This window comes from Pedobacter sp. HMWF019, assembly GCF_003061025.1.
GTDB lineage: Bacteria > Bacteroidota > Bacteroidia > Sphingobacteriales > Sphingobacteriaceae > Pedobacter.
The window spans coordinates 10,974-22,044 of the sequence record NZ_QAIL01000157.1 but is presented as its reverse complement, the minus strand read 5'-3'; the positions used below and the strand labels follow the sequence as shown (position 1 = coordinate 22,044).

General features: G+C 40.2%; 7 protein-coding genes and 1 pseudogene. 3 read left to right on the top strand and 5 right to left on the bottom strand.

The features are described 5' to 3' along the window. Nucleotide 1: 1 nt before the first annotated feature. Nucleotides 2-1,126 (bottom strand): cyclic dehypoxanthinyl futalosine synthase, encoded by a 1,125-nt coding sequence (mqnC, locus tag DBR11_RS10200; RefSeq protein ID WP_108552232.1) that lies wholly within the window; start codon nucleotides 1,124-1,126, stop codon nucleotides 2-4. 100 nt (nucleotides 1,127-1,226) lie between these two features. Between mqnC and DBR11_RS10195 the strand changes: the two genes are divergently transcribed. Beyond that, nucleotides 1,227-2,471, top strand: a complete 1,245-nt coding sequence (locus DBR11_RS10195) for a pitrilysin family protein (RefSeq protein WP_108552230.1) — start codon at nucleotides 1,227-1,229, stop codon at nucleotides 2,469-2,471. Further along, nucleotides 2,464-3,738, top strand: coding sequence for a pitrilysin family protein (locus tag DBR11_RS10190; RefSeq protein WP_108552228.1), 1,275 nt, complete (start codon nucleotides 2,464-2,466; stop codon nucleotides 3,736-3,738). Before DBR11_RS10195 ends, DBR11_RS10190 begins: the two co-directional genes overlap by 8 nt. Before the next feature lie 10 nt (nucleotides 3,739-3,748). Here DBR11_RS10190 and DBR11_RS10185 read toward each other — a convergent pair whose 3' ends face one another. After that, a complete protein-coding gene (locus DBR11_RS10185; protein WP_108552237.1) occupies nucleotides 3,749-5,641 on the bottom strand; it encodes a DUF3857 domain-containing protein in 1,893 nt (630 codons plus the stop codon). A gap of 4 nt (nucleotides 5,642-5,645) precedes the next feature. Beyond that, on the bottom strand, nucleotides 5,646-7,676 hold the full coding sequence (locus DBR11_RS10180) for a DUF3858 domain-containing protein (protein ID WP_108552226.1): 2,031 nt from the start codon (nucleotides 7,674-7,676) through the stop codon (nucleotides 5,646-5,648). A 287-nt stretch (nucleotides 7,677-7,963) separates the two neighbouring features. Between DBR11_RS10180 and DBR11_RS10175 the strand changes: the two genes are divergently transcribed. Next, the gene (locus DBR11_RS10175) at nucleotides 7,964-8,443 is read left to right on the top strand and encodes a GNAT family N-acetyltransferase (RefSeq protein ID WP_108552224.1); all 480 of its coding nucleotides are present in this window, start codon (nucleotides 7,964-7,966) and stop codon (nucleotides 8,441-8,443) included. 17 nt (nucleotides 8,444-8,460) lie between these two features. On the opposite strand, the gene dcp is transcribed toward DBR11_RS10175, so the two are convergent. Further along, nucleotides 8,461-10,575, bottom strand: a complete 2,115-nt coding sequence (gene dcp / locus DBR11_RS10170; protein ID WP_108552222.1) for a peptidyl-dipeptidase Dcp — start codon at nucleotides 10,573-10,575, stop codon at nucleotides 8,461-8,463. 83 nt (nucleotides 10,576-10,658) lie between these two features. Then, a pseudogene (locus DBR11_RS10165) lies at nucleotides 10,659-11,071 on the bottom strand (hypothetical protein); the annotation flags it as partial.

The following is an 11,071-nucleotide window of genomic DNA, read 5'->3' as shown; positions in this document are numbered from 1 at the left end:
ATTAATAATTGATCACCTGTTCTTCCAGGTGTTCAGGAAGATCGCGGTAGTTGTATTTCTGACCTCTAAGCTGAGGTTCAAATCCAGCTTCCCGAATCGCATCCTGGATTCCTTTAGCCGTAAACCGATGTGGAGCACCAGCAGCAGAAACTACATTTTCCTCAATCATAATAGAACCAAAATCATTTGCGCCGGCATGCAGGCATAATTGCGCTACTGCTTTTCCAACGGTTAACCACGAAGCCTGTATATTTTTAATATTTGGCAGCATGATTCTGCTCAACGCCAGCATTCTTACATATTCATCGCCAGATACATTATTGCTGATTCCACGAAGTCTCTTTAATAATGTGCCGTCGTCCTGGAAAGGCCATGGAATAAAGGCTAAAAAGCCATTTGCCTCTGCAGGTTTTTCACTTTGTACTTCTCTGATCCAAACCAGATGCTCAAAACGCTCTTCGATGGTTTCCACATGACCAAACATCATGGTCGCAGAGGTTGTAATGTCGAGTTGATGGGCAGCGCGCATCACATCCAGCCACTCCTGGCCACCACATTTTCCTTTAGAAATCAGTCTTCTAACCCGGTCGTTCAGAATTTCAGCACCAGCGCCAGGTAACGAATCCATTCCGGCCTCTTTTAAAGCCTTTAAAACTTCTGTATGCGATAATCCTTCCAGTTTGGCAACGTGCGCAATTTCCGGCGGGCCTAAAGCATGAAGTTTCAGGTCAGGATAAAGTTCTTTAAGCTGTTTGAACAGATTGGCATAAAACTCCAGGCCAAGATCGGGGTGATGTCCTCCCTGCAGCAGAAGCTGATCTCCACCTAAGCGAAAAGTTTCTTCTATTTTCTGTTTATAAGTTTCAATATCGGTAATATAGCTCTCGTCATGCCCAGGTCTTCTGAAGAAATTACAAAATTTACAGTTTGCAATGCACACATTGGTGGTGTTCACGTTCCTGTCAATCTGCCAGGTCACTTTTCCACTGGGTACCTGCTTTTTTCTCAGTTCATTAGCAATATAAGCCAGTTCAGCAGTGGAGGCATGGTGGTACAAAAAGACACCCTCTTCTTTGCTTAAAAAGTCAAAATGCAGTGCCCTGTGTAATAAATCAGCAGTATTCATACTGCAAATATACCATAAGTTCTGTTCTTTTTATTTCACAAGATTATCACATTTAGCCTAATCATAAATTCCTATCTTTGGCAGAATTATTTTTTTAAATATGGTAGACTTTAACCGTTTTACATTAGCTAACGGATTACGTGTTCTGGTACACGAAGATGATACGACGCCGATGGCGGTATTAAATATTTTATACGATGTTGGTGCCAGGGATGAAGAAGCGGATAAGACCGGCTTTGCGCATTTGTTTGAGCACCTGATGTTTGGCGGGTCCGTAAACATTCCCGTTTACGATGAGCCTCTGCAACGGGTAGGTGGGGAAAACAATGCCTTTACCAGCAACGACATCACCAATTATTACATCACTTTGCCGGCAGTAAACCTGGAAACTGCGTTCTGGCTGGAAAGCGATCGTATGCTGAGCCTGGCTTTTTCTGAAAAGAGTTTGGAAACTCAACGTAATGTGGTTTGCGAAGAGTTTAAACAAAGATATCTTAATCAACCTTACGGCGACGTCTGGCTGAAATTAAGACCACTGGCCTATACAAAGCACCCTTACCAGTGGGCAACCATTGGCCAGGACCTGAAGCAGATTGAAGATGCTAAAATGGAAGATGTCAAAGCCTTCTTTAAAAAACATTATAATCCTCAAAATGCCATCATGGTTGTTGGAGGAAATGTAAAGACAGAAGATGTAAAGGCACTGGCTGAAAAATGGTTTGCGCCAATCCCTGCCGGAGAGAAGTATCTCCGGAATTTACCGAAAGAACCCCAGCAAACCGAAGAACGTAAAGAAACAGTTTACGCTAAGGTTCCTTTGAATGGCATCTATATGGCCTTTAAAATGCCAGCCAGAGACAGCAAAGATTATCAGTGCTTTGACCTGATTTCTGATGTGCTTTCGCAGGGACAATCTTCGCGTTTGTACAATAGTTTACTCAAAGAACAACAATTGTTCAGTGATATTCATGCCTATATTACCAGCAGTATAGACGAAGGTTTATTTGTGGTTGAAGGTAAACTGGTAGAAGGCGTTCAACCTGAGCAAGCTGAACAAGCCATATGGGCAGAACTCGAAAAGTTGAAAGCTGAACCGGTTACTACAGACGAACTGACCAAGGTCAAAAACAAATCAGAGTCCATTATGGTCTTTGCAGAAATGAGTTTGCTGGATAAGGCCATGAATCTGGCTTACTATGAGCTTTTAGGGGATGCGGCGCTCCTCAACACAGAGATAGACCGCTACCTTGGCGTTACTAAAGAGCAAATGCAGCAGGCCGCCCTACGGACTTTTGTCCCATCCCAATGTTCCACTTTATACTATTTAATCGCTAAAGATGCTTAATCGTACACTCGTACCTGAATCTAAACAGGTTAATGATATTAAATTTATAGCGCCTCAAGAGCAGGAATTAGACAATGGTATAAAGGTATATACCATTAATGCCGGTAAACAAGACCTGGTGAGGATCGAATTCATATTTGAAAATGTGAACTGGCAGGCCTCAAAACCTTTACAGGCCATTGGGGTAAACCACCTGGTCAATAATGGAACCGCTCAACTCTCAGCCAGAGATATTGCAGATAAGGTAGATTATTATGGCGCTTTTCTGCAAACAGAATACGGGGCAGATCAATCTTGTATTAAGCTTTATACCTTAAATAAACATTTAAAATCCGTATTGCCTATACTTAAATCTATTGTAGATGAAAGTATCTTTCCTGAACAGGAACTGGCTATTTTTATACAAAACCAGAAACAATCCCTGCAGGTCAGTCTTCAAAAGAATGACTTTCTGGCCCGTAAGCATTTTGCGCATTCCATTTTCGGACAATCCAGTTACGGGGCAAGTATCGATCTTTCAGATTACGATGCCTTGCAGCGTCAGGACCTGCTCGATTATTATAATGCGACCTATAAGCCAGAGAACTGCTCTATATTTGTAGCTGGTAAATTTGAGCAGAAAGAGTTTGAACTGTTGAATGCCATTTTTGGTAGTAGATGGAATAACAATAAAGCTTCTGTTCAGAATCATATTGAATTCCCGGTTGCACCAAAAGGGGAGATTTTAATTGAGCGGCCCGACGCTATACAATCTGCCATTCGAATGGGAAGCAGGAGCATCAACAGAACCCATCCTGATTTTGCAGGATTCCAGGTTTTAAACTGTTTGCTGGGGGGGTATTTTGGTTCCAGATTAATGGCCAATATCCGTGAAGACAAAGGCTATACCTATGGAATAGGCTCGGCAGTGGTTTCCATGAAAGATGCCGGTTACTTTTTTATTGCAACTGAAGTTGGCGCGGAAGTCTGCAGCAGTGCAATGGAAGAAATTGAAAAAGAAATCAGCCTTTTAAAAACCGAGCTTGTACCAGATCTGGAACTGGATCTTGTACGTAATTACATGCTGGGTTCCATGTTGGGAAGTCTTGAAAATGCATTTTCACACGCCGACAAGTTTAAAAACATCCATTTTTCCGGATTAGGTTATGACTATTATGACAACTATATCCAGACGGTTAAAACAATTGATGCAGTTCAGATTCAATTGTTAGCCAACAAATACCTCAATACAGAAGAATTCTCTAAAGTAATTGTTGGAAAAAAATAACAGGTATTGGCTAAGGTAACTTAGCCAATACTCCTTTTGATTTATCTGCCTGATAGATCTTCTTGTAAAAATCTACAAAAGCACTGTATTTTTCCGGACTGTATTTCTTGCTGTTCATTGTTTGTACCCTGGTATATACAATGGTATTTTCTTTAACCACAGCTTTTGAAGTATACTGGCCAAATTCTGATTCTATATGTATTTCTTTGGGAACAAATTCCACCGTATACCCCTTTGGAATGATAAAAGTGACTTCATCTTCATCCTGGTAACCATAAGGGACTGCAAAATATGTTTTTCTACCCTCCACCTTAGCTGGAACACTTTCTCTGCGGTTCAGTAGATTTAACGTAACGAACATTTTATCTGCTCCTTTGGTTAAAAGCTGGGGGACTTTTAAGCTGATGTTTTCCTTTAACATAGGAATATTTTTATCCGGCTGGGCATAACTAAAATTGTTCAATTGCAGGTTTGGGATTTCCAGTTGATTAATGAGTCTTTTTCGCTGTTCTGTGGGTTCCCTCAATGTCATTTGAAAATGATCATCAAATTGTGCGCAGCCATATCTGGAATCAATGGTCACATCAGCAGCACCCTGCTCATCCAGGTTTACTTTAATACTTCTCTTCTGATAGTTGTCTGCAGGAGAGTAGACAGGGGTCCGTACCAATTTGCCACCATCTGCGGTCACCAGCAATACATTCTTGTCAGAACAGCCACTGGCCAGATAACCCGCAGGCTTATGCTGACTGGTGCATTCCAGCCACACTGTGTCTTTCTGAAGAGGAACACAAAGAATCATATGATTTGCCTGATTCAGGCTGGAAAACGTTGGATTCATAGAAGGCATGTCGTAGCCAATAACAACCAGGTTGGACGCGATACCAGCTTCATTAAGTAAGGTTTTCATATAATTGGATAAAGCCTTGCAATCGCCATAATTAACGGCGGCTACTTTATCTGCGTTAATGGGTTTCAAGCCACCGATACCCAGCTGCACACTCACATACCTGGTGTTGGATTGTAAATAATTATACAATCTTTTAATTTTTTCTTTAGGTGTTTTAGCATCAGTGATCAGAGAGGCTACTTTTGCCTTCACCGCAGGGGGTAAAATCTGTGGTTCACTATTGAGTGTATAAAGCCAGCTCCCGACGTTTTTCCAGGATGCGATATTACCCTTTGAATTGTCGTACTCAAAATCATTAGGTGCAAGGGATACCCAAGGCATAATGTTTTTTAGTCCTGCGGCAAAAGGCTCATATTCCAATGCCTTGATGTTTTCACAAGCCCATTTATATTCTGTTTTATCCTTTATCTTAACAGAATCCGTCTTTAAGCCAGGACTCTGAATGTATTTAAAAGACATTCCTTCCGGGATTCTGAATATATAGGAAGATTTTTCAAGTGAATAGCCGAAATCACTAACCGGATACCAGGATGGATAGCTGGTCAGACCAGTATAATCTTTAGTATAGCTATATTCAATGGTATAGGGGAAGTTCGAGTTCAGAAAGTCAAGTTCTTTCATTCTTCCGTCGTCGTAGATGGTTCCGTCAGAAGTTGCACTTTTGTCTTTAAAATCCGAACTTTTATAATCCTTCAGTTTATTTCCTTTTGCATCATACATCACTGCCCTTAAGTTGTAAATGCTGGAAAATTTATCATAATACTCTTGCATAGAAGAAGCTTCCTCTCCATTCTTATTGAGAATGGTAACCGCCGTTTTATAAGTCATTGTAGCATGACTAATGTTCTTCAAATCAAAGACCCGCTCTTCCATTCGGACAACGACAGAAGCATTTTTACTCAGCTCGGCTGGAATTTTGTCTACATCATAAGGGGATTGAGCATGGGCAGCAGCGCCAATGCCAATCAGAATGGAGAAAAGTATTGTTTTCATTGAATTAGCTCTTTTTGAATACCAGTTGCTGTGCTTGTTTTTCAACAATGCTTTTAAATAATTCTTTCAGATAGCCATACTCCTCCGCTGTAAATACAGATTTGGAAATGTTTATTTTACTGATAATGGCTACTTTATTGCCTTCTGTAGAAAATAGGTAGGTGAAAGAAGCCTCATCATTTGGAAGTTTCACTTTACCATTGGCAGGCAATTTATCCAGCGTGTAATTTTTTGGAAATTCAATTGTAATCCTGTAGTTTTCTTCCAGCGGATACGCAAAATCTACGGGGTAATTTCGTTCTTCCTGTTTAAAGGGATTTTCTTTAGTTCTTTCAAATAGCAAGGGGCTCAGTAACAACATGTTCCCGGCTTCTTCAACATTGTCTTCAATATTGACCTCCATGGTCTCTGTTAATAATTCTGAAGGATTATCCAGGTTTTCGATCTTAAAGCTTTTCACCTCAATTCCTGGTTTATCTTTTTTATAATTTTTAATAAACTCGGCCTCATTGACGGCTGAGGTAAACTTATTTCTTTGTGTTAATGCTGCGTAATTGCTGAAAGACAGATACAAAGTTCCCGAAAGCTTGTTGTCTTCGCTTAAAACAAGGTTATAATAGGTATTATTTTTACTGGTTGTACTTTGCTCTAATGAGATCCACTCTCCTGAAGGTGCGTCAGTATCTAAATTTAGTTTGAAGCCCTGGTGTGCCAGATTCTCATAGGAAATCAGATCACCAGTTAAGTATTTATCTGTAGCATCCAGGAGGTAGGTCTTATCTCCCAATACCACTTGTACAATAACATTATTGAATTTTTCAAGAAGGGGATGACCAGGATGCGCTCCGTTTTCCCTTGTACTCACCAGTACTGGTACAGCAGCTATTTTCGCCTCGGTCAATAGATTCAGCAGCGATAAATTGATGTCAGAACTGTTGCCTGCCTTTTTCTCGAAGATGGTTTTCGGATTGGTCTCCGATGTATACTTACTATGTCTGTCGTTCCATTTAAGGGTGTTTTTTACATAGTCGAAAATAAGCTGGGTTTTGATCTGTGGATCAGTTTCATTCTTTATAATCGAAGGTAATGTGGCTTTGGCATACCCGTTTTTCTTTACAAAATGTCCAAAGTTATCATCTTCAATCAGCATTTTGACGATATTTGGCCAGGTTGAACTGTAGTCTTTATAAAGACTGTTGGGATATTTGGTAGACGTGAGTTCAAAATCGAGTTTGGAGATGTAATCGTCTAAAGTTGTGATGAAGCTCTCTGCTTTTATTGCCGGAACATTTTCCGCAACATATTTCATCTCTAATGCCGTTGCCTGGACATTTCCAGATTTTTCCTGTCCGGAAGCGGGGATGTAATAATTTTCATTGATTTGTTCCCGTTTTACAAGGTTTACAGGAACATAACCACCGGGAGTTACTTTATACCTTAAATACTCCGGTATGCGGATGTCATATTCGGAATATAGGGTAGGTACAGAGCTTTGAAAATTCCACTGCCGTAAATTGAAGATAAAATCAGATTTGATCCGGTATTTATACTCCACAATAGAACCTTCTTTCACATTGGCCAGGGTGAATTTTTTTACAGTCCAGTTTTTATCATGTTTTTCTGAAAACTTTGCATCTTTGGCCAGTTTACTGACAACAATTTGCTTGTTTTCCAGATTATATGTGGCTGCATCCATATAGTCTAGTAACTCCTCTGATCCAGCTGACCCACGGTAGAGTGGAATTTCGAGGTCAGCGATGTCATATCCTGTCTTATTCAGTACCTTGAATCGTATATGCCTTTCGTATACGTTGACAAAGTTCCCTGTTTTTGGACTCACTTCAAACCAGGATCTTCCAACGTCAAAAAGCTTTACTCCACGTGCTGCAGAATCTATACCTGAAACTTTGGTTTCAAATTCAGTTGGATCTACTTTTCCGTATTTAAATGTTTTAGGTGTGGATGCTTTTTGCTGAGCATAGATAGTTATTGCACCAATAACTAAAAAAAAGGATAGCGTAATCTTTCTTTTCATGAAGAGAGCGATTAAAATAAATTTCACAATTATAAATAATTAATTCTCAATTTTGAAAATAAAATTGCAAATGATGATCGTCTGATTTTAGACAGGATTAGGGCAGTGTATATACTAAAAGCACTTAACCACTTTGTTCGTTCCTTTTGCTTGGGATCTCTAAGTCACAATTCATCTAAAACGCTTGAAAAACAATTTGCACAGTTGCTTGGAATTCAATTAATCTGCATATTTGCCGCAATTAACTTATTTTACTTTTTAAAACTAAAATGTGACTCCAACGTTATATGGAAACAGCCCCTTTAACTATGCCGGAAGTATCTGTAAAAAGTTCAGCGTTTACCACTAAGATCAATCCAGATCTTTCCGCAATTGACTGGGCCTATGTTTGTGCACTTTTTGATAAAGTGAACTGGCGTGTCCGTGTACCTGAAGAGATAGAAAAAGCGTTTAGAACAAGTAGCTGGACAATCTTTATTTATAACGACGAGCAACTTATTGGTTTTGGAAGAACTATAGATGATGGCCGTTATTATGCCATGCTGGGGGATATAGTTGTTGATCCGGATTTTCAGGGAAATGGTTTAGGTAAAATGATGGTCAACAGACTTAATGGCCTGTTGGAAAATTACCATTTTGTAACCCTGACAGCAGCACCCGGAAAAGGTGATTTTTATAAAAGCCTGGGCTGGAAAAAACAGACCACTGCCTTCATCTGGCCTCAAGGACCAAAACAATTGCGTCAGCATACTGAACCAGAAGAATAAAACGAGAGCGTTAATTTTTATTTCACGGGTAACCCCCTGTATTTCTGCATAGGAGCGATACTAGGATTATGGCCGCGGAAATCCCGGAACATTTTACCATAATCCTCTGTGTTTCCTCTGGATAAAATCATATCTCTAAAACGCTGACCATTGGCTAGTGTCAAACCTCCGTTTTCTTCAAACCAGGAAAAGGCATCATGATCCAGCATTTCGGTCCATAGATAGGCATAATACCCTGCGGCATAACCATTACCCCATATGTGCAGGAAATAGCTGGAACGGTAACGTGGGGGCACGTAGGAAAGATCAAGATGTGTCTTTTTTAAGGCAGACGTTTCAAATTGATCTGCATCCTGTAAGGGATCTTTCACCGTAAGTTTATGCCATTGCATATCCAGTGCAGCTGCGGCCAAAACTTCTGTTAGTGCATAGCCCTGGTTAAAACCACCTGCTTTTTTGATCTTATCTACCAGTATTTGTGGCATAGGCTCTCCGGTTTTATAATGAATGGCATAATTCTTAAATACCTTAGGATCCATTGCCCAATGCTCATTGAACTGAGAAGGGAATTCAACAAAATCTCTGGCAACATTGGCACCAGACAAACTTGGGTATTGCTGGCTGGCAAATAGCCCGTGTAAGGCATGTCCAAATTCGTGAAACATTGTGGTCACATCGTCAAAGCTGATCAATGCAGGCTGACCTGCAGCAGGTTTTGTGAAATTGCAAACATTAAAGATCACAGGTTTAGTACCCAAAAGTTTGGATTGTCCAACCATATTGTCCATCCAGGCACCGCCAGATTTATTGTCTCTTTTAAAATAATCACAATAGAACAAACCTATAGTTGAATTGTCCTTGTCAAAAACCTCAAAAACCTTTACATCCTTCTGGTAAACGGGAAGATCTGTCCGCTCTTTAAAAGTGATTCCATATAGTTGTGTAGCCGCATAAAATACCCCGTTTTTAAGAACTTTATTCAGTTCAAAATAAGGCTTTACTTGTCCTTCATCAAGATCATACTTTGCTTTACGTACCTGCTCTGCATAATAATTCCAATCATAAGGCTCCAGTTTAAAGCCACCTTTCTGCTTGTCTATTTGGGTTTGGATCTCAGCGGCCTCCACCTTTGCCTTGGCTGTTGCCGAAGGTACCAGTTGATTGAAAAATGCATCTACAGCCTCAGGGCTTTTAGCCATTTGGTCCTGCAATTTCCAGGTTGCATAATTAGGAAAACCCATTAAATTTGCCTTTTCAGCGCGTATTTTTGCAATTTCTACAATTGTTTTCCGAGTATCATTGCTGTCATTTCTCTCCGCCCTGTTCCAGGAAGCATCAAATAATTTCTGCCGTGTGGCGCGGTTAGACAATTGTACAAATGAGGGTTGCTGTGTGGTGTTTTGCAAAGGCAATACCCAGTTTCCTTTTGCCTTATTAGCTTTGGCAGTTTGTGCTGCTGCTGCAAGTTCTCCTTCAGATAAGCCAGCGAGCTCAGTTTTTTCATTCACCACCACAGCACCCGCTTTTGCTGCGGCCAGCAGTTGGTTTGAAAATTTCGCACTCAGAGAAGCTTCCTGCTCATTCAGTTTCTTGAGTTTGGATTTGTCTTGGTTAGAAAGTTTAGCACCCGCAAGTACAAATTCCTGGTATTGAAATTCTACCAGGCGCAAAGATTCCGGATCCAGTTTTAAGGTAGTTCTGGATTTGTATATGGTTTCTATTCGTTTGAATAAATTAGCATTTAAATAAATGGCATCCTCGTGAGCGGAAAGCTTAGGGGCCATCTCTTCCTGTAGTTTTTGAAGCTGGTCATTCGTGTTTGCTCCCGTAAGCAGACCAAATACCCGGTTTACCCGGGTCAGCATTTCGCCTGATTTTTCCATGGCCACTAAAGTATTCTCAAAAGTAGGGGCCTGGGGATTGTCTGCAATCTTCTGGATTTCTTCCAGGTGTATTTTCATCCCTTCCTCAAATGCGGGTTTAAAATCACTGTCTTTGATCTGGTCAAATTCCGGTGCCTGGTAGGGCAGTTTGCTCTTTACAGAAAAAGGATTGCTTTTCTGATCACCTTTATTACAGGAGGCCATGATGGCCAGCAGTACAATGAATGGTAACTTAAAAGATGTTTTCATGAAGTTATCTGTTTAAGCAACTAAGATAGGAAATCTTCGCAGATGATTTTTTTACGCATCAGTACCACTGAGGTCAATGAGTATTATTTAAAACTTTCTGTAAAATCAGGCATATAGGTTCCCACGGGTTCATTCCGTAAGTTGAGCGACCAGTGTACAATTTGTCTGATGGCTTTCCTGATCTCGTTTTTTCCCTCCTCTGTATTAACATCAATACCGCAGGCTTTGCAATCATTTTTCTTGGAATGAAGGATCAGATAATAAATGCCGCCTACTAATAAAGCACTGATCGATCTGAAATTCACATTGGAATTTAAAAAGAATTTATCTGTTTCTGCAAAGAGCTTATCGCCAAAATTCTCCTTTACCCTGCAAAGACTATTCATCAGTTCAGTTTTTTCAGATATTTCCCAGAGGATGATCTTTTGCATTTCTTCCTCATCAAAGAAATACTCAAACTGCTTTTCGAATATGGTCGTAATGATTAAGGCAAGAT